The sequence below is a fragment of the Mesorhizobium sp. B2-3-4 genome (genome assembly GCF_006442315.1).
GTDB lineage: Bacteria > Pseudomonadota > Alphaproteobacteria > Rhizobiales > Rhizobiaceae > Mesorhizobium.
This window is the reverse complement of the sequence record NZ_VFVY01000015.1, coordinates 63,602-85,520: the sequence shown is the minus strand read 5'-3', so window position 1 is coordinate 85,520 and position 21,919 is coordinate 63,602. Positions and strand designations below refer to the sequence as shown.

Annotated in this window: 23 protein-coding genes and 1 pseudogene; 12 read left to right on the top strand and 12 right to left on the bottom strand. The window is 58.8% G+C overall.

Going from position 1 to position 21,919, the window contains the following annotated elements; genetic code table 11:
* Window positions 1-132: 132 nt before the first annotated feature.
* A complete protein-coding gene (locus FJ967_RS21595) occupies window positions 133-483 on the top strand; it encodes a DUF1236 domain-containing protein (RefSeq protein WP_140733840.1) in 351 nt (116 codons plus the stop codon).
* Window positions 484-691: 208 nt separating this feature from the next.
* A pseudogene (locus tag FJ967_RS34095) lies at window positions 692-1,536 on the top strand (EAL domain-containing protein); the annotation flags it as partial.
* Window positions 1,537-1,600: 64 nt separating this feature from the next.
* On the opposite strand, the gene FJ967_RS21585 reads toward FJ967_RS34095, so the two are convergent.
* Window positions 1,601-3,394: a PAS domain S-box protein gene (locus FJ967_RS21585; RefSeq protein ID WP_140733839.1), complete on the bottom strand. Its 1,794-nt coding sequence runs from the start codon at window positions 3,392-3,394 to the stop codon at window positions 1,601-1,603.
* Between the two features lie 201 nt (window positions 3,395-3,595).
* Between FJ967_RS21585 and FJ967_RS21580 the strand changes: the two genes are divergently transcribed.
* The 5 genes from FJ967_RS21580 (at window position 3,596) to FJ967_RS21560 (ending at window position 7,256) form a co-directional block, all read left to right on the top strand.
* Window positions 3,596-3,949, top strand: a complete 354-nt coding sequence (locus FJ967_RS21580; protein WP_181176060.1) for a response regulator — start codon at window positions 3,596-3,598, stop codon at window positions 3,947-3,949.
* A gap of 766 nt (window positions 3,950-4,715) precedes the next feature.
* Entirely contained in the window at window positions 4,716-5,177 is a 462-nt protein-coding gene (locus FJ967_RS21575; protein ID WP_140733837.1) for an Hsp20 family protein, read from the top strand.
* Window positions 5,178-5,254: 77 nt separating this feature from the next.
* On the top strand, window positions 5,255-5,716 hold the full coding sequence (locus FJ967_RS21570) for a hypothetical protein (protein ID WP_140733836.1): 462 nt from the start codon (window positions 5,255-5,257) through the stop codon (window positions 5,714-5,716).
* Window positions 5,717-5,832: 116 nt separating this feature from the next.
* Window positions 5,833-6,045, top strand: a complete 213-nt coding sequence (locus tag FJ967_RS21565; protein ID WP_140733835.1) for a hypothetical protein — start codon at window positions 5,833-5,835, stop codon at window positions 6,043-6,045.
* A gap of 347 nt (window positions 6,046-6,392) precedes the next feature.
* A complete protein-coding gene (locus FJ967_RS21560) occupies window positions 6,393-7,256 on the top strand; it encodes a sensor histidine kinase (RefSeq protein WP_348643107.1) in 864 nt (287 codons plus the stop codon).
* 647 nt (window positions 7,257-7,903) lie between these two features.
* On the opposite strand, the gene FJ967_RS21555 is transcribed toward FJ967_RS21560, so the two are convergent.
* The 5 genes from FJ967_RS21555 to FJ967_RS21525 form a co-directional block, all read right to left on the bottom strand.
* The gene (locus tag FJ967_RS21555; RefSeq protein ID WP_140733834.1) at window positions 7,904-8,188 is read right to left on the bottom strand and encodes a DUF982 domain-containing protein; all 285 of its coding nucleotides are present in this window, start codon (window positions 8,186-8,188) and stop codon (window positions 7,904-7,906) included.
* Between the two features lie 27 nt (window positions 8,189-8,215).
* Complete coding sequence (locus tag FJ967_RS21550) at window positions 8,216-8,509, bottom strand: DUF982 domain-containing protein (RefSeq protein ID WP_246675349.1); 294 nt, start codon at window positions 8,507-8,509, stop codon at window positions 8,216-8,218.
* 715 nt (window positions 8,510-9,224) lie between these two features.
* Window positions 9,225-11,009: a thiamine pyrophosphate-requiring protein gene (locus FJ967_RS21540; RefSeq protein ID WP_140733832.1), complete on the bottom strand. Its 1,785-nt coding sequence runs from the start codon at window positions 11,007-11,009 to the stop codon at window positions 9,225-9,227.
* An 89-nt stretch (window positions 11,010-11,098) separates the two neighbouring features.
* Window positions 11,099-11,461 carry a DUF2934 domain-containing protein gene (locus tag FJ967_RS34000; protein ID WP_181176059.1) on the bottom strand — a complete coding sequence of 121 codons (363 nt, stop codon included), beginning with the start codon at window positions 11,459-11,461 and terminating at the stop codon, window positions 11,099-11,101.
* Window positions 11,462-11,605: 144 nt separating this feature from the next.
* Entirely contained in the window at window positions 11,606-11,947 is a 342-nt protein-coding gene (locus tag FJ967_RS21525; protein WP_246675338.1) for a hypothetical protein, read from the bottom strand.
* 79 nt (window positions 11,948-12,026) lie between these two features.
* Between FJ967_RS21525 and FJ967_RS21520 the strand changes: the two genes are divergently transcribed.
* Together FJ967_RS21520 and FJ967_RS21515 are read left to right on the top strand one after the other, a co-directional pair.
* Entirely contained in the window at window positions 12,027-12,746 is a 720-nt protein-coding gene (locus FJ967_RS21520) for a Crp/Fnr family transcriptional regulator (protein ID WP_140733831.1), read from the top strand.
* Between the two features lie 136 nt (window positions 12,747-12,882).
* Window positions 12,883-13,386: a ferritin-like domain-containing protein gene (locus tag FJ967_RS21515; RefSeq protein WP_140733830.1), complete on the top strand. Its 504-nt coding sequence runs from the start codon at window positions 12,883-12,885 to the stop codon at window positions 13,384-13,386.
* A 92-nt stretch (window positions 13,387-13,478) separates the two neighbouring features.
* On the opposite strand, the gene FJ967_RS21510 is transcribed toward FJ967_RS21515, so the two are convergent.
* From FJ967_RS21510 to FJ967_RS21500, 3 genes are read right to left on the bottom strand one after another with little or no spacing between them, the layout of a single operon-like run.
* The gene (locus FJ967_RS21510) at window positions 13,479-15,119 is read right to left on the bottom strand and encodes a glycoside hydrolase (protein WP_140733829.1); all 1,641 of its coding nucleotides are present in this window, start codon (window positions 15,117-15,119) and stop codon (window positions 13,479-13,481) included.
* Between the two features lie 2 nt (window positions 15,120-15,121).
* Entirely contained in the window at window positions 15,122-16,252 is a 1,131-nt protein-coding gene (gene glf, locus FJ967_RS21505; protein ID WP_140733828.1) for a UDP-galactopyranose mutase, read from the bottom strand.
* Window positions 16,245-17,411, bottom strand: coding sequence for a glycosyltransferase family 1 protein (locus FJ967_RS21500; protein ID WP_140733827.1), 1,167 nt, complete (start codon window positions 17,409-17,411; stop codon window positions 16,245-16,247). The genes glf and FJ967_RS21500 overlap by 8 nt, the downstream gene beginning before the upstream one ends.
* A 171-nt stretch (window positions 17,412-17,582) precedes the next feature.
* Between FJ967_RS21500 and FJ967_RS21495 the strand changes: the two genes are divergently transcribed.
* From FJ967_RS21495 to FJ967_RS21485, 3 genes are read left to right on the top strand one after another with little or no spacing between them, the layout of a single operon-like run.
* Window positions 17,583-18,407, top strand: coding sequence for an amidohydrolase family protein (locus tag FJ967_RS21495; protein WP_140733826.1), 825 nt, complete (start codon window positions 17,583-17,585; stop codon window positions 18,405-18,407).
* Window positions 18,407-18,790 carry a glycosyltransferase family 4 protein gene (locus tag FJ967_RS21490; RefSeq protein ID WP_140733825.1) on the top strand — a complete coding sequence of 128 codons (384 nt, stop codon included), beginning with the start codon at window positions 18,407-18,409 and terminating at the stop codon, window positions 18,788-18,790. Before FJ967_RS21495 ends, FJ967_RS21490 begins: the two co-directional genes overlap by 1 nt.
* A complete protein-coding gene (locus tag FJ967_RS21485) occupies window positions 18,787-19,602 on the top strand; it encodes a glycosyltransferase family 4 protein (protein ID WP_140733824.1) in 816 nt (271 codons plus the stop codon). Before FJ967_RS21490 ends, FJ967_RS21485 begins: the two co-directional genes overlap by 4 nt.
* A 27-nt stretch (window positions 19,603-19,629) precedes the next feature.
* On the opposite strand, the gene FJ967_RS21480 is transcribed toward FJ967_RS21485, so the two are convergent.
* From FJ967_RS21480 to FJ967_RS21470, 3 genes are all read right to left on the bottom strand, one after another.
* Window positions 19,630-20,271 carry a methyltransferase domain-containing protein gene (locus FJ967_RS21480; RefSeq protein WP_140733823.1) on the bottom strand — a complete coding sequence of 214 codons (642 nt, stop codon included), beginning with the start codon at window positions 20,269-20,271 and terminating at the stop codon, window positions 19,630-19,632.
* Window positions 20,272-20,422: 151 nt separating this feature from the next.
* The gene (locus tag FJ967_RS21475; protein ID WP_244497695.1) at window positions 20,423-20,626 is read right to left on the bottom strand and encodes a hypothetical protein; all 204 of its coding nucleotides are present in this window, start codon (window positions 20,624-20,626) and stop codon (window positions 20,423-20,425) included.
* 868 nt (window positions 20,627-21,494) lie between these two features.
* Window positions 21,495-21,836: a hypothetical protein gene (locus FJ967_RS21470; protein WP_140733822.1), complete on the bottom strand. Its 342-nt coding sequence runs from the start codon at window positions 21,834-21,836 to the stop codon at window positions 21,495-21,497.
* Window positions 21,837-21,919 lie beyond the last annotated feature (83 nt).

Sequence of the window (21,919 nt, the reverse complement as noted above, 5' to 3'; positions counted from 1 at the left end):
CTCGGCTCCTTTTCCAACGCTTCAGCTGGCGAACGTTCGCGAGCAGAGAAAGCGGAACGAGTGCCCCGCTTGATAGTTCTATGTTGGGCGCAAGCGTGCGCTCCCAGAATAGTGTGAAAAAGGAGATTGGAGATGAGACCGAGTCTTATGACAGTCACCGCGGCATTGCTGTTCACAGCCGGCATCGGAGCAGCATCAGCGGATACGGTCGTCGTCAAGCCTGCTGATGAAACCGTTGTGACCCACAGCACGACCATCGTTAAACCCGAGGAACAGACGATCATTCGCGAGTATGTTCACAAGAATCCTCTGGCTTCGATCAAGCTGCCAGGAGTGGAGTTGAATTTGGGATCGCGTCTCCCGGACACCGTTGAGTTGCGCGAGGTTCCTAATGTGAAATATCGTTATACGGTTATCGACGGCAGAACTGTCCTCGTGGACCCGGAGACCCACGAAATCGTGCAGGTTCTCGATTCCGAGTAGGTCAGATCGTTCTGAACAATGTATGGAAATGCTCGCCGCCTTATCGGCGGCGAGCACGAAAATCTTCGCACGCATTGGCTGTGCGGACGCAACCTGCGGCACCCAGATGAGGGTCAAGCGATTTAGGTCGACGCAGGCGAGGAGCGCGCAGGACTAGTCAGTCGACTGGACCGCGTATATGGCCTTCAGCTCGGGTGCAGTACTGGCCGGGATCGGCAGTGCCATCAAGACTCGTATCGAGGTGATCCGCGACGTTGATGCGGCCTTGCGCGAAGGCCGGATCGACGCTTTCTATCAACCGATCCTGCGTCTCGATACCCGTGCGATCGTTGGTATGGAGGCGCTTTGCCGCCTTCGTAAGCCCGACGGGGAGATTGTTTCGGCCGCCGCTTTCCACCATGCAACCTCCGATGTCAGCGTCGCCTCGAATTTGACGGAACGCATGATGGCCACTGTTTCGGCCGACGCGCGCCTGGCTGGACCAGGGCATTCCGCTGCAACATATTGGCATCAACATTTCTTCAGCCGACTTTAACAGCGGAACCCTTTACGGGCGACTCGAAGCTGCATTCGGCCGAGAAATGTGCCACTGAAGCATAACTCATCCTTGAGGTCACGGAATCAGTCTATCTCGGCCAGCGTGATCCTATTGTGGCCCGGGAGATCAAGGCACTGCGCGCCCATGGCCTTCGCGTGGCGCTCGATGATTTCGGGACCGGCTTTGCCTCGCTCACGCACCTGCTTACGATGCCTGTCGACGTCATCAAGATCGACAAATCTTTCATCGACCGCCTCGGGCAGGGGGACCCGAGCCTTGCAATCGTCGAAGGGCTAATTGATATCGCGCGCAAACTCAACATCCGAGTGGTTGCCGAAGGCATCGAAAGCGAGCTGCAGGCCAGCATGCTCTTGGACATCGGCTGCGAGCTTGGTCAGGGATTTCTGTTTTCACAAGCAGTCTCGCGCCAGATCGCTACGGGACTTCTTGTGCGTTTCGGGCAAACCGTCGGCGAGCGGAAGGGGCCGCAGGTACCGTTTTCGAGAGCAAACTAAAGGTCCACGGGCATGATGGCGCTGCGATCAATGCAAAGCAGTCAGAAGTCGGAGAAGCTGACCTCTAACTCCCATCGGCAACGGACGCCTCCACGGCGACCAACGGCGCTTCCAAGCTCCACCTCACCCCACGCGGCCCGTGCTTGAGACTGCCTTGCCCACTAACCGCCGCTGGCGCCACCCGCTTGAGGACCACGGTTCCGAAGCCGCCCTCTCCAATGGTCTGGACTTGCGGCCCATCGGTTTCGGCCCAGGTGAGCTGAAAAAGTCTCGATGCTCCGGAACCGGTGATGCTCCAGTTGACCGATATCTTCCCATCGTCCCCTGAAAGCACGCCGTATTTTGCCGAGTTCGTCGCCAATTCGTGAAACGCAATCCCGAGATACTGCACTGCATTGGGGCTGAGGACCAATGATGGGCCCGACATATCGATCACGTCGCCCCTTGGGAAAGGCTGGGCCTGGGCCTTCAAGAGCCCATCAACGGAGGCGCCCTTCCAGTCGGCTGATACAAGGAGATCGTGGGATCGAGACAGCGCCATGATGCGCTCGCGCACCTGGGATTCAAACTGCCTGGGTGTCTCCGCCCGCTTGTTGGTTTCCCGGATCATCGACAGGATGACCGAGTACTGGTTTTTCACGCGGTGGTTGACCTCGCGCATCAGCATCCGGATGCGGTATTCATTCTCCTTCGCCGACGTGATGTCCCGCACAATCTTCGATGCGCCGACGATCTGCCCGGTTGCGTTACGCACGGGCGAGATCGTCAGCGAAACCGGAACCAGGCTGCCATCCTTGCGCTGGCGGGTCGTTTCGAAAGGTTCGACGCGTTCGCCACGCCGAATGCGTTCGAGAATACGGGGTTCTTCATGTTGGTGTTCCTCCGGGATCAGCATGGTCACCGAGTTGCCGATCGCTTCGGCGGCGGTATAGCCGAAGAGTCGCTCGGCGCCTTGGTTCCAGCTCTTGATGACGGTGCTGAGATCCTTGCTGACGATTGCGTCGAACGAGGATTCCACTATCGCCGACAAATGTTGCCTGGCTTCTTCGGCACGCTGGCGGTCCGTCAGGTCGAGCAGCATATTGACCGCACCAAGCAAGTGGCCCTGCTCATCCCGCAGAGGCGTCGGGTGGGGGAGGACCGGAAAAAATGATCCATCCGGACGCCGCGCTAGGGCCTGCTGATTGCGTACCGGCCGGTTTTCCTTGAGCGTGATCGCCATAGGACACTCGTCGTGCGGCAATTCCTTGCCGTCGGCCGTGAACAGCTTGAACGTCACGCACCATTTGTCCTTGCCGATAACGGGCTCCCTGCCTGCAAGATCGGCCGCGGCGCGATTGTAATAGGTAATCGTGCCATGCTGATCCGTCGTGTAGATGGCGACCGGAAGGCCGTCGAGAATCTGGTGGTAGGTGCTGTCCTGCTGCCTGAGTTCAGAGCGGGTGTGTTCCAGATCGGTCACATCGGCTGTGAAGCACCTTGTGTGGATCAACTTGCCGTCCCGGAAATAGCCGCTCGACGTGATTTCGACATGCTTTATCGAACCGTCACAGGCCCGCAACTGCGCCGGATATCTCGCGATCTTTTCGCCGCTGATTAGCCGCTCGAGAATGTCATCGATGACGTGTCGGTCGGGATAGAATTCGGCAATGTGGCGGCCGACATAGTCTTCTGTCGGATAACCGAGGAGATCGAGCTCAGCCTTATTGGCGTGCAGAATGATGCCGTTTGCGCTCACCAAGTGGAGCGCGACGGCGCCGTTTTCGAAAAAATCCTGATAGTCGAAATCGCGGCCTTCCTCGCCGGGTACTTCCGGCTTCTTGAAGGCGGTAACCTTCGCCTGCGGTACTTCGTCCATCCCAATCCCCGTCTGACCATAACCGCCTACAACGCGGCTGGTGATCATTCCGTTCCAGAGTCCCGCCCTTGGCGCGGCGCCCGAAGCTCAACTTGACATCAAACAGCGGCCGCGCAAACTTGACCCTTACGGGGGCGTCGGCCTTCACTCGTGTTTTAGCTACAGCTGTGCAACTCTACGCTCATGGAAAAACCTCCTGTCTTGGTCGTTGACGACGAAGCGTTGATTGCCTTGGACGTGGAGTGTGCCCTTGCCGACGCCGGTTTCACGGTCGCGGTGGCGACGTCTTGCGCCGAGGCAAATCGGTTCCTCAAGGACCACACGCCCGCCGCCGCGGTCCTGGACGTCAGACTCCCGGATGGCGAGTGCCATGAGGCGGCGATCACGCTGGCTGACCACGGCGGCACCCTTCGTGTTATATACCGGCTTGGGCGCGGTCGATATGCACGAAGCCTTTGCCCATGGGTTACGGTGCTCAAGCCAACCGAACCGGCAGAAGTCGTCCGGCTTCTCAAGGCCATGGCCACCGGGCGGCAACAGAAGATGACTGGATAGCAGAGCGGCACTGCGGACGTCACGCAGCTGCGGTAGCACCTGCCGCGCATTGCGGGCAGTCATGTCGATCAGGCGAATAGCTCTCGCGCGTGGTCCCCGGTGGTGCCGGGCTCCCTGGCAATGGACTGCGCAAGCGTCTCATTTCACGACCACGATTAACCCTTGGCGACCCGGGAAAAGACGGCGAGTTCCAGCTGATTTTTTCTCAATCTCTTACGGCGTTCGGTAATAGGCACTGCACGCCAAGCGCACATTGGCAAATGTCCATTCTCATCGCCGGCCGCAGCCTGGGCTTGGGCGAGTAAAACACGCGTTCAAGCCGGTCTCTCGCTGGAATTTCATGAACCACGCCGTGGATTTTTTGGCTTGCCACCGCAATTTGCCGGACCGGCGAATGCGTTCGCTGTGTGCCCAGTGGGGCGGCGGCCAGATGGGGCATTTTCCCCAGAGCACACGTCGGCCAAAAGAGCCTTCTAGTCGTCGGAAAGCGTATCGTGCTGGCAAAGCTGCAGGTAGAGAGGTTCCAGCATGTCGGTGCCTCGCCGTATCCGGGCTTGAGGGGACCGGTCGCGAGGCACGGCGAGGCTCAACTGCCCTTTCGGGATGGCGATTCAGATCCTTCGAATTTTTTGCAATTAGCCTCTTGAAGCCGTTTCGGTCCGCCCCTAACTCATCGTCCGTCGAGGCCGTATGGCTCGGCAGGACTGGCGGCGCCGCAGAGGGCGGCGTCCTTTGTACCCATGTTGCTTTTAAGGAGAATGTGGCTATGAGAACCTTTGACTCTCTGTATCGCACCACCGTTGGTTTCGACCGTCTGTTCGACATGCTCGACAGCGGCACTCGGACTGACTGGCCGCCCTACAACATCGAGAAGGTCGGCGAGAACGACTATCGGATCGCCATGGCGATTGCGGGGTTCAGCCCAGACGAGGTTGAACTGACCCAGCATGGACCCGAACTGCTCGTTGTCGGCCAGAAGGCCGATGACCAGAGTGGTCGCCAGTTGCTCCACCAGGGGATCGCCTACCGCAGCTTCAGGCAGTCGTTCAGACTGGCCGACCACATGAAGATCAAGGCGGCAAGCCTTGAGAACGGCCTGCTCGCCATCGACATCATCCGGGAGGTTCCCGAGGAGCTGAAGCCCCGCCGCATCAGCATCGGGTCAGGCGACGCTGTGGTCAGCAAGCAGATATCACAGGATACGGAACGCGCACGGAAAGCCGCCTGATCAACACGACTTGTAACCATAATACTGCGGTCCGCCTCCCGGTCACGGCCGGGAGGCCCAGATTGCGGAGAACGGAGATGAACACACGCTATCAGACACCGACACACTTCTTGCCACGCCTTGGCAAGCTCGAAGCATTTTTCTGTCTGCTCGACGATCCGGCCAAGGTGGTCGACCATCCGCGTCCCAGTCGTGCCGAGAAACGGGCCTTGCTCGCCTCTTGGGCATCCGACGTCTATGCGGTGGAGAACCATCCAACCCTACGCCGGCTGGACAACGGTACGGTTATGCCTGTCGAGCGCATTCTGAGCGCTTTGAAGGCCTTGGATAAGACGCCCGAGGCCGTGGAAAAATTTTCTGCCCACGTCCTGCCTTGGCGGTCGTCTTCACGTCGTGACGCGGGCTGGCGACGGAGCGGCCGGTTCTTCGGTCCCGACGATGATAACGATCCGCCCCCATGCCCTGCAGCAGTCGCGCCGCGTCCGCGCGCGCCAGGTGGAGTGGGCGCAACCGCCAGCGTCGAACTTGCCTGTGCCTGACATTTTTTTGTCACCATCCAAACGGCTGCCTCGGGTGGGCAGCCGTATGGATGCAATCGCGGGAGAGGGGGCCTGGGCGCGGAGAGTGGGGCCGCGAAAGGGCAAACGGAGAGCGGATGACAATTCCAAGGCGCACCTATCGTCTGCAGATCATGCTGAATGCCGATGAACTCGCGGTTCTGGATGCTTGGCGCTTCGAAAGACGCATGCCTAGCCGTTCCGACGCGGTGCGGGAGTTGATGCGACTTGGTCAGGATGCGCCGGGCGACAGCGCAGAATGGCCCGCAAAATCCGCGGATTTCGGGATTATTGATCCGCCTATCGACTGAGCGGTAGGCGGGCCTCTCGACCTTCTGGCGGTCGATCAGGATGACCTGGAAACGACTGCGGTGGAAACAGCCGCGCATATGACGGATTTCGAGGCGGTTGAAATTGCAGACCTGATCTGCGACTTCTTCACTGACCTGGAATGACCAGGTCGGCCAAGCCAGTTTTTGAGCATCGAATCCGTTTTGTTCGTTTCGACATTCTTGCGAGTTGCAACGACCACCAGCGCTGAACATCTCAAACCTCTCCTTTGGGACCCAAGAACCTGATCCGAGCTGTGAAGCCGCAGGCGTGACCCTTTGCTCCTGGAACGTGGACAGTGATGCGTTGGCCATGGATGACCGCGCTTATGAACTTTGGCGCATCCCGCGCACCAAAGACGTCAAGTTTGAAGACTTGTCCGCGCATATCCATCCTGCCGACCGCGACAGGGTTCGACGCCACCCGGTCGATCGTCGGCCCCTACGACATCGATTTCCGGATCATGATCGGCGACGAACTCAAGTGGATCTCCGCCCGTGGCCAAGGCGACGACGAAGGAATGGTCCAGCGGCTGACGTTCGGTATCCTCATTGATGTGACCGGACGCAAACAGGCCGAAGAGAGCCGTGAGCTTCTCGCCGGGGAAATGAGCCACCGCGTCAAGAACCTGCTCACCATAGCATGGGGCCTTACGGCGATCAGCTGGCGTTCGACGACCACGACCAATGACATGGCCCGCGAGCTTACCCAGCGACTGACGGCTTTGGGGCGCGCCCACGATCTGGTGCGGCCGGTGCCCGGCCAAACCGAGGCCGCCTCGGCGCTGCTTGGCGATTTGTTGACTGTCCTGCTCGCGCCTTATGACGACCTGGGAGCGTTCAGTGGGAGCATCCGGGTGTCGGTGCCACGGATGAGCGTCGGCGAGTCCTCAGCAACCATTCTGGCGCTTATCATCCATGAACTTGCCACCAATTCTCTCAAATATGGTGCCCTGTCGGCCGAGGCCGGTACGCTTGATGTTTCCTGCACGGCGCAGGACGAAGCGGTGATCATCGTCTGGACAGAAAATGGGGGGCCGCTCGTTGAGGCACCTTCCGCTGCGCCCGGCTATGGCAGCAGGCTGGTTGAGCGGAGTGTCACAGGACATCTGCGTGGGTCTATCGATTACGATTGGTCAAAACAGGGCCTGATTGTCACCCCCAAAGTCCGGCCAGAGCGTTTTGCACAATAGTTGGTTCGCTCCAGATGGACATCCCCGAGAATGCCACCGACAGTACACAGAAACTGTCGACGCTCCCTCGACGACTGGGGGAGCTTCAAGACGACTCTCACAGGCAAGCCGGCGATACCCAGTCCTTCCGACCTGAACCATGGCAGCATCACCAAAAATCGCGCCAAGAATGACATTTACCGCTGTGTAAACAACGGGCTGCAGGTACGTCCTTCGGTCTACAAACCCTGGCGGCCAAAGTAGTGTCATATTCGCAGTCGTTGCATTCAAAGGTGTCCCCGCAGATATGGAGACATTACGCCAAGTTGCGTGGCCCAACGGGCGTCTTGGTTAATCGCCTATTGGGCCGACCATTCGGCGCTGCGCGCCAGGCAATTAGGTGCTTTAAGAAGGCGAAGTGAGTCGCTTGGCAGCCAGGTACATTAATGCTGAAGCCCACGATTCCGGTCCCATCCCGCACCCTCTGCAAGGCTTATCAATTCATCCACGCATGAGGCCAAGGCGGCTTGGCAGTCGGTGTCATAGGGAGTTGCGTTTACTTCATAGATGGGCGCCCTGATCGCCGTTTCCTTTGCCATCAACTTGCTCGCGAAAACGAATGACGGGAGGCGGCCAACCTGATGATGGCCGCCCGCTTTGCGGTGGTGTCAAACGTGGGTCGGCGCCAGTTTTCCAAGAGGCGAGGGCGTGTCACCGTCCTGCATGAGAATGTCCTTCTTGCGAGCAAAGGCGATGAATATGCCGCGTGCAGTCTCCGCTTCGACTTCCCCAGTCAGAGCAGCCTTACACGCGCGTATAGCCGCTTTCTGCTCCGGGCTATTGCCGCACCATTCCATAGCAAAATGATAGGCGTCGGCAACTGTGTTGAGTTGGCAGGGGAAGCCTAATCCAACCCAGACGCGGATCGGTTTTTCAAATGGTCTTGATAGCATCGCGAACCCCTTTTTTTCGCAATGCCACTAAGCGGACAAGCCGCCGCCTTGGCCCCGGTTGCCCGGGATCGTCCACGGCGAAGCAGTGCTTACCTCCTCGTAAATCCGGGCTGACTTTGCAAAGCCGCAAAATGCTTCGCGCGCAGCCGACAGCGGATACCCGCTATCAAATGCCCTCTGGCAAGCGCGAAGAGCAGTTTCGAAGATCACCCCGCGTCTGTCTTTCGGCCACGAGTATAGGAACTCCAAGGCATCCTCTATGCCTGTAATTCCCTCTATGAGGGTATCCCCACTCTGCACAAAAACAGGTTTGTCGAACATCCGATCGTTCATAGGATCCTCCAAGTCGTACGAACCGTAGATTTTGAAGTGGGCGAGCCGTCAAAGGTCATCACCCGGAGCGGATATGGGTCTAGGATTTCGGGCCGTCAAGTTTTCAAAGTAGTAAAAATCTATCGAGTTTCGTTCGTAATACCTGGCCTTGAACCATTGTCGGGATGACGCCGCCTAGGGGTTTTCGGCAACACCATCTAGCTTGCAAACGGGGCATTGGAGCGTAAATTGCCGTACGCCATGACTAACCAATATCTCAATCATCGCCTCGAGTGCCCACACTGCCTGACCATCCGGCTGAGAATCCCCGCTGATGCTCAGCCCGACACGTGGATAGTCTGCAGTGATTGCGGCGAATCCCTAGGTACTTGGGACGACCTTCAGACGGATTTTGAAATGCAGGGCGGCAGCTCGGGGGTATTCCGTCTTGAAAAAGGTCGCATCAAGCGAATCGAGTGACAATAGCCGTAGGAGGGATTGTTTGTGCTTCAGGCGTGATTGGGAATCGAACCCTGCCAACGGTGCCTCCAGCTTCCATGCGAATTCATGCGGCCGTAATCAAGATTCCTTGCCCGCCGACCGCAGAGGGTGGAACAACGGTGCCAAAGCCGCCCTGTCCGAGGGTTTCGACAGCGCCCGTGTGTTTTCAGAGCAAATGAGGTGAAAGAGCAGTTGCTGCACGAACGCGGGCACCAATTGCACTCTAGCCTTTGCCCGGTAAGATCGAACTGAGCACCTGATTGACTGTCCCCCGGACGACGCCGGCTTCATCCGGGTCACCCTTCGCCAGCGTCGCCGTCAGGTTTTTGACTTGCGCAAATGTAAGATGCGGCGGCAGCGGCGGCACTTCGGGATCGGTCTTGACCTCCAGCACAACCGGGCTGTCCGACGCGAGTGCCTCGTCCCAAGCAGCCGCAAGGTTTTCAGGGCGATCGACGAACAGCCCCTTGAGACCGATCAGTTCGGCGAACCGATGATAGGGCACGTCCGGAATATCCTGCGAGGCCTCGAATTTCGGATCGCCTTCCATCACGCGCTGTTCCCAGGTGACCTGATTGAGGTCCTGGTTGTTGTACACGCAGATGACGAAGCGGCCGTCTGCCCAACCCTTCCAGTATTTCGCTACGGTGATCAACTCCGCCATGTTGTTCATCTGCATCGCGCCATCGCCAACCAGTCCGACCACCGGCCGATCTGGATGGGCGAATTTCGCGGCGATCGCGTAGGGAACGGCTGCTCCCATCGAAGCAAGCCCGCCAGAAAGAGAGCCCATCATTCCAGGTCTCATCTTGATATCGCGCGCATACCAGTTGGCGCAGGACCCTGAGTCGCTGGTCAGGATGACGTCGTCTGGCAGCCTTGACGACAGTTCCCATGCGACCAGTTGAGGATTGACGGTGTCGGCCTTCGCGTGTGCCCGCTTGTCGAGGAGCTTCCACCACTCGACAACACCCTTCTCGACCTGTTTGCGCCATTTGCCCTTCTTCTGCTTCAAGAACGGCAGCAAGGCCTCGAGCGTCTCGGCGGCGTCGCCGACAAGGTTGAGCTCCATGGGATAGCGTAGCGACATCATGCCGGGTTCGATATCGATCTGAACGCCTCGAGCCTGGCCTTCTTTCGGAAGGAATTCCGAATACGGAAATCCCGACCCGATCATCAGCAACGTGTCACACTCGCGCATAAGATCCCAGGACGGCTCGGTGCCGAGCAGTCCTATGGAGCCCGTGACCCAGGGAAGGGTATCCGGTAGCACAGCTTTGCCGAGAAGTGCCTTGGCGGCGCCGGCAGCCAGGCGGTCGGCAACGGCAATGACTTGCGCCGTCGCGCCAAGAGCGCCGGCGCCAACGAGAATCGCGACATGTTTGCCGTTGTTGAGAACACTCGCCGCGGCCTCCAGATCGTTACGGTGGGGAACGATCAACGGCGGCGCGTAGCCGATGCCGGAATGCACCGTGCCGTGCGCGCGCGCAGGTTCTTCGTACGCCATCTCCTGCAGGTCATTGGGCAGGATCAGCGCTGTCACCGTGCGGTTTGCCAGCGCGATCCGAATGGCGCGATCGATGAGATGGCGCACTTGCCCGGGGACGGCAGCCTGGTGAACGAAATCGCCGGCGACGTCCTTGAACAGGGACGCGAGGTCGACCTCTTGTTGGTAGTGCCCGCCGATGGCAGCGCGCGCCTGCTGGCCGACAATGGCAAGGACTGGTTGGTGATCGAGCCGCGCGTCATAGAGCCCGGTCACAAGATGCGTAGCGCCTGGACCTGAGGTCGCAATGCACACGCCCAGTTCGCCGGAAAACTTGGCGTAAGCGGACGCCATGAAAGCAGCCATCTCCTCATGTCGGGCCTGGATGAATTCGATCGCGCCTTCCGCCCGATTGAGCGCGCCGAACACGCCGTTGATGCCGTCACCCGGGTAGCCGAATAGCTTCCGTACGCCCCAGGCGTGAAGGCGTGAGACAAGAAAATCGCCAACGGTCCGAGACATGAGGAAGAACCTTGTAACTGCTGTTGTGAACGCAACGGCCAATCACTGGCTGAAAGCAAGTCTGCGAGTTGGAGCGATTCCCCCGCGCGTTAGGAGTCTCGCTCAACGTTCGGCTCGTCAGGCACAGCGCTATCTGCGTCTTCGCGGTCGATCTCTGTCGCAGCTTGGTGCCAATGCTGTTCATGGGAGCCGTGGCGACGGCCTTCGCGTTCCCAGATTTCGTAAGCTCTGGTTCGAATGCGATCGGTTCGCCTGTCCGCTGGCGGGTCTCGGCCGAAAGCATCGCCCAGATCGCCGTCAAAGTCGTCAAGGACCTCGCCAGCTGAGTCCGGATTGCTTCTCGGGTCATCACTTGCCGGGAGATAGCCCCGGGGCCTTGTTTCCGGTGGGCCCTCCCAACGCGGAGACTGATCGGTTGTACCCGGTGGGCCGTCTTTCGGTTTTTTGCTCATGACGATGCCTCTTTTTTCTACATCAGTGACCGAACTGCGACAGCGCGATGAAGTTCCATTTCGACCGTTCTGTCCGCGAAAAATGAACGGATCGCCGCCGTCTTCGTCGCGGCTGCTAAATCCCGGGGCAACTGTGCCAAGATCCTAAGCACTCCAGCCCGATGTCAGGATCAGCGACGCTTCGAACATCTGTGCCCCGCCATCACCCCTGACCTTCACTGTAAGCTTGACCAGGTCGCGGTCAGGCATTTCATCGCGCGCAATGTCGTGCAGGATTCGTAGGGCCTCCGCTCGGGCGCGGTCGCGCGACTCGAGAAATTGACCGTCATCGTCGAGAACTTGGCCGTCACTGTTGTAAACGTCGAAAAAATATCGGTTCATCGAGAGCCACCCAGAGATCAGATTGTAAATCTCCTCGTTGAATCGTGGTTCCTTCACTGCTGGCATTTCGGACAAAAATACATCAGATTGTTCCGGCGAATTCATTTGGAGTTGCCGGACTTGCAGTTCTTCCGGCGTGATCGACGAGGGCGCGGCTCTCCTCCTATAAGCCTTGAGACATGTGATGCTTGAATCTCTCTTTTTGCAGCTTGAACAGCACGATGTCGTCTCAGATGCCGAACGGGATTTGCTAAAGCAGGCGATATCAAGCGGGCGTGATTTCGCCATCGGCAAGGATCTGGTATCTGCCGGATCTCGTCCGACCTACAGTACCCTGTTGGTCGAGGGACTGGCAGCGCGCTACAAAGTGCTGGAGGATGGCGGCCGCCAATTCACGTCGCTTCAGGTGCCGGGCGATTTCGTCGACCTTCACGCTTTCCTGCTCAAAACCATGGATCATGGCATTATCGCCTTGTCGTCTTGCCGTGTGCTTTTCGCCGATCATAACCGGCTGCGAAAGATTACGGAGACCGCGCCACATCTCACGCGCCTTCTGTGGTTGGACACGCTGGTCGACGGGGCGATCCATCGGGAATGGATCGTTGCTATGGGACGCCGGTCAAAGATCTCCCATCTGGCCCATCTCATTTGCGAACTTTACGTCCGGTTGAAGGTGGTGAATCGCACAACTGGCCTGAGTTTTCGCCTGCCGATAACGCAAACGGAACTCGCCGACGTTTTGGGACTGTCGGTCGTTCATATGAATCGCATCGTGGGCGAACTTCGCAAGCTCGGCGCCATCACCTGGGCGGATCAGTCGTTGACGATTGTCGACTGGGAGCGCCTGCAGGAGATCGCGGAATTTGATCCGACCTACCTCAGTATGGTGCGAGATCCGCGCTAACCCGCGCCATCAACTTAGCAACGGAACCGTCGCACTTATTGCACGTTGCAGCCCTGATACGCGCTGAACCGACGGTCGCCCACGCGCCGTCGCCTCTGCGTGTCAACTGCCACTAGAACAGAAAAAGGATAACGCCATGGGATTTTTCTCCAAGGACATCAAAACGCTCAATGACCTGTTCGTGCACACATTGCAGGACATCTACTATGCCGAGCAGCAGATCGAAAAATCACTGCCCAAGATGGTCGAAAAGGCGACCGACCCCGACCTGAAAGCTGGCTTCGAAGAGCACCTCGAACAAACGAGGGAGCATATCGTCCGCCTCGAACAGGTATTTGAAATTCATGGCGAAGCCGTGAAGGGCGTCGATTGCCCGGCCATCGACGGCATCCTTGAGGAAGCCGACGACGTGAGCGGTGACGTCGATGACAAACAGGTGCTGGATGCCGCGTTGATTGCATCGGCGCAAGCGGTCGAACACTACGAGATGACCCGCTACGGAACGCTGATCGCCTGGGCCAAGGAATTGGGACATGAAGACTCTGCCCGCATCTTGGCGGAGACGCTTGAGGAAGAGCGGGCGACGGACCAGAAACTGACCGAAATGGCCGAAAGCGGCGTGAACCGGCAAGCAGCCTGAATCCCAGGCGCGGCGGCGGACCGCCGTTCCCTGCCGCCGCGCTTTTTTCTAGGCAGGTCAATAGGTCCGGCCGGCAATGTTACCAGGATGGATCAGCGCTGATGTGCCGTGGCAGGGGTGTGTGGTGCCGGGTGTTCGGCGACCCGGTACTGGTTGTCGTGATTTGCGGCAACCAACTCGTAGGTCCCGGTAAGTCCGTCGATCACAAGGTCGAGGAATGCGTTGCAGGCGGCAACCCAATCCACACCATCACGCACCGCGAGCGAGAAAGTCTTGCCCGGGCAATAGCTGGCAAACAAGACAACTGAGGAGCCGCCGCCGGTATCCCTTACGCTCAGCTCAACCCATGCATTCGGCGATCCTGGCTGCTGGGGTGCAGCCCTGGCTGGAAGTCGCCGGCGGCTGCAACATTCTCCCAGGATCGATAGCCGCCGGTCGAATCCTCGGAGCCGGATCGCGGGCGATTTGCCCAACCTCTTTCGCGGCGCACGCCACCAGCCCGTCTGGGCAAGCACGGGATGGCCGAACGACTGCTTATTTACCAAGGCCGAAATGGCATCAGCCATAATTGTTCTGCGCGGAAGGTCTGCCCTCACATCGAACACCCCGCATTCGTAGTACCCATCCTTGCGCATCATCATGGAATTCCAGTCCACGGCGCCGAACAGTGACCAAGACGTGACTGCACGTACGTCAATGCCCTCAACCGCGCATTCGAGTGCAGCTTCCCATCCCTCCATGAACCAGCGCAGCTGTTCCTCACGGGTGCAGGCATTGTGCACTTCTCCGATTGCAACCGGCAGGGCGTAGCGGCCCCACACCTCGCGCAGGCGTGAGGCAAATCCGAGTTCGCGCTCTGGCACGCCGGCGCGGATAGCCGCAATGTCGACATACGGCTCGATGCCGTTGCCACCGATAGGTTCTCGCGGGTGCCGTTCGACGCGATGATCGAGGAACCTGTCGCTGGTGAGGTAGTAATCAACGCCGATCAGGTCCGGAGGGCAGGGCGCGGCCGCCAAGTCAGCCAGATGGTCGGGATCGACACCAGCGTTGAGGAGGCGTTCATGGAACGGATGGCGCGGACCGACATGTCCACAAAGCAGATCCAGCGATAACCATCGCCGGCCATTCTCGTACTCAGCTTGGTATGCCAACTTTCGCGTCGCAAAAATCTTTCCGAAATCCTCGGTCTGCAGAAGGCGGGCATCGGGGATGACCTTTCGGATAGCCGACATCGTCATGGCAATCGCACGGCACTGGGCAACAAGAAGCCGCAGGCAACTTGGCTCGTCAGCGCGGTGCGGATGCCAAAACCCATAAAGGCCGCTTAGACGGGCGGTTGCCATCGGTTCATTGATCGGCGTGAAAGTCTTTACCCAGGGGTACCGAAGAGCAAGCCGCCCTCCAAACGCCGCGAGGCGTTCTGCAAAATCCGGCGCGAGAATGGACGTCCAGGATGGCCCGCTCCCGTGGTGGATAAGGGCTGCGATTGGACTGATGCCGAGACGGCGCATCCTTTGATATCGCTCGTCGTGCCAGCTCCAGTCATCCCGCCTCTCCACTGCCTCGACGTGTTCCCACAACGCAGGATATCGAAGCGTTTTGATGCCAAGGGAAGCGACGAGGTCTAAATCCTCGATGCGGTTTGAATGACCGGTTTCGGCGAGCTGATCGCGGATCTCGCCACCGACACGAACCACACTGCATTCAATACCGCCCCAAACTTCCACCATGACTATCCCGCCGCGCCCTTGGCAAGGGATAGCTCCTGCGCGCCCGTCTTCTGAATGCGATTGAACGCCGCCAGCGCCTGACCAATCACCTGGTCCATATTGTAGTAGCGGTAGGTTGCCAGCCGACCGACGAAAATCGCATCGGTTTGCTGGGCAGCGAGTGCCTCATATCGCTTGTAAAGCACCTCGTTCTCTGCCCTGGGCACGGGATAGTAAGGATCACCGTCATCCGTTGGATATTCGTAGGTCAGGCTGGTTTGCGGATGGTGCTGTCCCGTCATATGCTTGTATTCCGTGATCCTGGTGAAGGACTCGGTCTGCGGGTAGTTGACGACGGCGACCGGCTGAAACCGTGGCGTGTCGAGTGTGGCGTGCTCAAACCGCAACGATCGGTATGGCAATTTCCCCAGCCTGAAGTCGAAGAATTCATCGATTGGACCGGTATAGATGAGGCGGCGATAGGGGATGACCTCTCGAACCTCGCGATAGTCCGTTTGCAGCATCACCTTGATATTGGGGTGGGCCAGCATCCGTTGAAACATGCGTGTGTACCCGCCCGCCGGCATGCTCTGGAACGTGTCGGCGAAATACCTGTCATCACGATTGGTCCGTGTCGGCACGCGCGCGGTCACTGACTTGCTCAGTTGCGAGGGGTCGACGCCCCACTGTTTTCGCGTGTAGCCTTGGAAGAACTTCTCGTAGAGTTCCCGCCCCACCGTTCCCACGACCACGTCCTCGGCGCTGCGGATCTCTTCCACGCTCTCCCTGCGTTCGGCCAAAAACCGCTCCATCTGGTCGGAGGTCAGGTCGAGGCCATAGAGGCGATTGATCGTGTCCAGATTGATCGGGATTGGCAAAAGCTGACCGTCTACCTTGGCCAGTACACGGTGCTCATAGGGACGCCACGCGGTGAACTGGGACAGGTAGGCGACAATGGCCTCAGCATTGGTGTGGAAGATGTGCGGCCCATACCGATGCACAAGAATACCGGCTTCATCGTACCAATCGAAAGCGTTGCCGCCGATGTGACTGCGACGGTCGACGACCAGCACTGTCTCTCCGCGCTGACTGGCTAGGCGCTCTGCCAAAACGCTTCCGGCAAAGCCTGCGCCGACAACAAGCCAATCAAACATGGTCGACCAAGCTCCTGAATGCCTGATAACGCAAAACCTTCGCAGGCTTGAGCAAATCGTGCATTGTGCTCCAGGTCGTGTCCCAAGACATTCCTGAGAGGAACGCGTCGACCTTGGCCGTTTCACAGCCCTTGCGCAGAGCGGCATCGAGGGCGGCTGGCATCGAGCCTGCGTCAGCAATGTCGACTAAGCCGCGACGGCCGTAGGTTTCCACCACATCAACGATTGCAGTCGATACTACAGGCAGTCCGCCAGCCAGGAATTCAGGCGTCTTCGTCGGACTGATATAACGCGTCGCATCGTTCAAGGCGAAAGGCATCCACCCTACGTCCCAACCGGCGATGTATCCGGGCAATTCGGCATACCGCTTGGCGCCCAACCAATGAATGTTTGAGCCAATGGGCAGCGTGGCCGGGTCGATCTTGACCACTGGACCGATCGTGACGAACTGGACGGTAGGCATCGCTGCAGCGGTTCGAGCCATCAGGTCGATATCGAACCGCTCGTCGATGACCCCGAAGAAGCCTACGCGGGGATGCGCAATGCTCTTCTGGTCTGCCGGGTCTGCCTGAGGCTGGCGCGCCTGATGGAAGTGTGCCGTGTCAATGCTGCTTGGAAACGCGTGGACGGAGGGATGCCGGCGGCGCTTGGACTCATAAAGGCTCATTCCACCGGTGAACACGACGTCGGCCTTGCCAAAGAGCTCCTCTTCCAGTCGCTCGAGTTCGGGAGGCGCGTTTTTGAAGGCAGAAAGTTCGTCCATGCAGTCATAGACGCAGACATCCTCCTGCAGCGCATCGGTGAACTTCAGGGCCATGGGGGTGTAGTACCAAGTCACCAACTGGTCGTGCTCGATGCATGAGACGAGAGCCTCAAGCAGAATGGCGATAGCGCTGTCGACCTCAATTCCGGACTGACACTGCGGCAGTATTGGGGTCACAACTTCCAGGCCTGGCGCAACCGCCTTGCGGCGCAGAATAGGCATCTGAACAGGCTCGAAGAGGGGTTCCTCAAAGAACACAACGGTGTAGTCGGCCGCGGCGCGCGTCATCAAATGCTGCGGGCGTTGAAAAACAAAGTCCCACTGCAGGTGGGAAAAACATATCAGGAGTGGGTTGTCAAAAGGCACGAGCAAGGGGTTGGATACAGTCTGATCCATTGCAACAATCCGCATTAGGGTTGGCTTATGGGGGATCAAGCTCCGTTCGCAGATCGGGTTCCACGGCAGCGCGGAATTTTGTCTTTCTTAGCCGAACATCAAAGGCGCCACGATTTCTCGTTATGGCTGGAACGGGCCTCGCCTCCGTAAGTTGTCGGCGGGGAGGCGCCAATGATCGTCGATGCACACCTTCATACGTCGGGCCGCGAGACAACGGCGGATGTACTGCACTCACTTGACGATGCGGGCGTGGATGTCGCGTTCCTGCTGGCGCCGTTCCTGACACCGCCCTATTCGCTTAATGACCGGGAGTCGCTGCGCGCTGGCAACCGGTACCTTTCCGAGCTTGTCAAAGGCCACTCGGATCGGCTCATCGGGTTCGCGGTTGTCAATCCGCTCCATCCGCAATCGGCCGACGATCTTGAGGAGGCAGCTGCGCTTCCCGGCATTCGCGCGCTGAAAATGGTTCCGACCGGCTGGTATCCGTATGATGAGTGCGCTCATCGCGTGTACGCGGTCGCCGCAAGGCTCGACTTCCCCATATTGTTTCATAGCGGAATTTTCATTGACGGCCGATCCGGCCGGTTCTGCCGGCCATCCTTCTACGAGGCGGTTCGCGATCACCCCGGCCTTCGCGTAACGTTGGCTCACCTTGGCTGGCCATGGTGTGACGAAGCCAACGCAGTTGGCGTTATCGATCGGATCAATGGCGTCGAGCCAGCCGAGAGCCAGTTTCGCTTCGACCTGTCCTTTGGACCGCCTCCGATCTACCGCGCCGAGGTCTTTCGCAAGGCGATCGACGTGATCGGCCCACGCTCACTGCAATTCGGCAGCGACCGTTTCTTGCCGTGCAGCGGGGCCCACATCCACGCGGCAATAGACGAGGTCACAGCAATTCTAGATCAACTCGACGTCGCAGCCGATGACCGAATTGCGATCATGTCGGGGACGGCAATGGATTGGCTGAGGCTGCACCCATCGCAAGGAGGAAACTGATGGCCCGGACCCCGCGTGTGCTGCCAGGCGGCCAGACCGATGAGCGCACGCATGTCCTTGAAGTCTTGGGCAACGCCATTGTTGGCGGCATGGAAAATTACGTGCGCAATCTGGCTGCGAACCTGCCCTCGAACGAGTTCAAAGTCTCGCTCCTGTGCCCGTATGAAAGCCCTTACACCGCATTGCTGCGGTCTGAGGGCAAGGACGTCTACATTGCGCCCCTGCGTGACGATCCACCTTGGAAGACAATCGAACTCATCTGCACGCTCGTTCGGGAAACCGGTATCGACCTGCTCCACGCTCACCTGATGAACGCGCATACCGTGGCCGCTATGGCGGGCCGACGAGCGCGACGCCGACAGTTGCCACGCTGCATGGGATGAGCCTGCATCCGCAGGAAATCAGTGTGACGCGCACAACCGGGAGCCACACCATTGTGGTGTGCCGCGAAGCCTGGTCGCAAGCACTTGCGGTGGGATTGTCGCCTGAGCATGTGAGCCTCGTTCCTAACGGGGTCGATCTCGCAATGTATCATCCGATGTCGGCTGACCCCTTGGACTTCCGGCAAACGATCAACATCGGCCCTGACGATATGTTGGTCGGGTTCGTTGGCAGGCTGGCCTGGGAAAAAGGCCCCGACAAATTCCTCAAAGCAGCCGAATTCATAGTGCAAAGGCGCCCCGGGGTGCATTTCGCAGTGGTTGGCACGGGGTCGATGGAAAAGGATCTGACCGCCACAATTCGTCGTGCGGGACTCGAGTCGCGGATCCATATGGTCGGGCTCGCGCCTGAACCCCATCGGATCTATCCGGCGCTGGATTTGCTGTTGCATACGTCGCGCGCTGACGCGATGCCGCTTACCATTCTGGAGGCTATGGCATCCGGCGTGCCGGTCGTGGCTATCGGCGTCGGAGGCGTCCCGGAAATCGTCTCTGCGGGGGAAACCGGGATTCTTATAGGAACCACCGAATGGCCCGGCATCGTCTCGGAATATCCCGGCGACTGGGAAGGTGTTGCCCTGGCGGCAATCTCGCTGCTATCCAATCCCGCCAGGCTAAAGTCGATGGCTGGCGCGAGCGTGAGGCGGGCGCAGGCCAGCTTCGATATCCGTCAGTCGGCCACTATGACGAGCCATATTTTCCGTCAGTTGCTGGGATCTCGAACCGACAAGGCGCGCCTCCACTCCGTTCCCTGACCTCAGGATAGCACGAGCACAGCAGGATCAGAATTTGGTGGCCCTGATCCCGGTAATGACAGGGTAGAGCGGATCAACAACGTCAAGGCTTGCGCGGTCGATCTCTTCGAAAGAGAGGCCTTGCAGAAAGGCTGTGGCGGCTAGCACGTTGCCGAATTGCTGTACCTCCACTCCGGCCGCCCCGAACCTTTCCACGAACAGGCGTCGTGCGGCACTCTGTGTCATGGCCCAGAACCATTTTTCTGGCCCGTCCTGCGCGTCGATGGGAGTGATGCCTGGTACCGTCGCCAACACCACGCCACCTGTTGCCAAGGCGCGATGGATCGTAGCAATTGCACCACGCACGTCGTAGATCATGTGCAGCGTCTGGGTCACGATGATGCAGTCAAGGCGCCCGGCTTCCACGGCATTCTCGTTCTGGAGATCGATGCAAATCGTGGCCTGAGGATTGGCACTTTCGGGTGAGTCGATAATGTCGGAAGTGACGACTAGTGCCAAACCAAAACGGAGCGTGTAGACATTGTCGCCGATCTCCGCGACGCGTCCTCGAATGTCCCCCGCATGACGCTGTAGGAAACTCTCGATGTAGTAACGGTCAAGTGGCGTGCCGCGATCGCCGCCAAATTTACGGCTTAGGGGCTCGACATCGCCGAGGTCTCCAAAGACCACCGTACCGGGCGCCGGGATAGCTCGCATGTGTGATTAAACCGCGAGGGCGTAGCGCAGCAAGGATCGGACCGGGTCGCACCGTTCAGGCCCACCCGACCTGGGGGCAGATCGCTGGCACAACGGTGAGGCATCTCTGCGGATTCCTTCTGGATCAGCCATCGGCTTTCTTCCTCGCTGCCGTCGCATTTTGACCGCTGGGAGCCGTTGTCTTTGCGTCCTTTGAGTGAGCTGCCAAGGCGGGACCAGCGCCGGTCGCCTTACGCATGTCGCCGCTGCGCTTTTCTGGCTGTTCTTTTTTGCCCAAGAGGCCGGAAAAATACTTGCCGAAAAACCCCATCATTTCCTCCTCGTTCAAGCATTTCAGATATGCCTAATAGGAATTTTCCGGGAGATGATTTGTTCCCTCCCGGAGCGCTTCGAGGTTTGATGTCGTTCAACTCCGGCAGAGTCGCGTGATGCGGAGCTTTTTGGAAGACCTCGATTTGCCGCCGAGGCTGTGGAACGTCCTTAGCTGATCTACGTTGCCGATAATCTCCACTGAGGACACTTCGGTATGGTGATGTTCGTCGAGACCAAGGCCCAACAGATAGCTGAAGACGGACTGCTTTCGACTGAAGAAAAGATCGCGCAGTTGTGCGAATTGGAGGCTCGTCTCGACGCGTCAAGGTCGGTCTGTAACGTCGCCCCTTGTTGGCGGCTTGTTGGCTTAGATGCACTGAGGAAAGCGTTCACCGCATGGGTGGGCCCGATGTCCAACAGAGCGAATTGCCTAAGCAAACCGGTATCTCGCGAATAGACGGCGAGCGATTGTCATTGGTCAACTACCGTTGCATAAGGCCGGCCGGCTAAAGTCTTGACGTTTGCCGCAATGCGCCGAATTTTGTGATCGCCGATCCACCTTGGCGATCGAGGAACGGGCAATGCAGGGCCGAAGGTCACACGCGCGGACGGGGCAATACGGCGCAGATGAATTCGCATCGAAGCACGGCTTGTCCGAGAAGTCGGCGACGATTATTCTCAATCTTTATGGACATCCAGGCCGGCATGCGATGCCGCTGCAGCGGCTTTCAAAGACGCGGTCGCACAGCGGCAAGCCGGCCGGTTGATAAACCTCCTAAACAGCGACTAGGGCGCGCGGATCCGTACGGATCAGAGCCCGCATCGATTCAATGCGGACGAGAACCTAACGACGCTATGCGGCGTCGGCGGACCCGATTTAATCCTCAATGTGCCGCGGGTTGTGACGGCTGCACCCCTTGCTGGTCACCGCCTGTGCTGGACTGCGGCGTTGGATTCTTGTCCACCTTGGGATTTTGGTCGATCGGCTGGCTGTTGATACTATCAGACTGAGATTGAACGGGATCAGTCGATGCCGGGTTCGCGCTGGTGCTCGCAGGCGCTTGGCTGTCTTGCTGGTCTGTAGACGGTCCTTTGATGACCACGCCATAGATTTCGGCGACACCCCAGGCGGCAATAGCTAGCAGCAGCGCGGCTATGAGCACAACAAGGACGGGCCTGCCAAGAGGGCCTTGTCGGGCTTGGTTCTCGGGAACGTTGTTCGTCATAGGACACCTCGGGAAAGAAGTCTGGCCCTTGCCTGCGACAGGCGGGCCGACAGAGACGAGGAACATCTTGGCCAGCGGCAGGG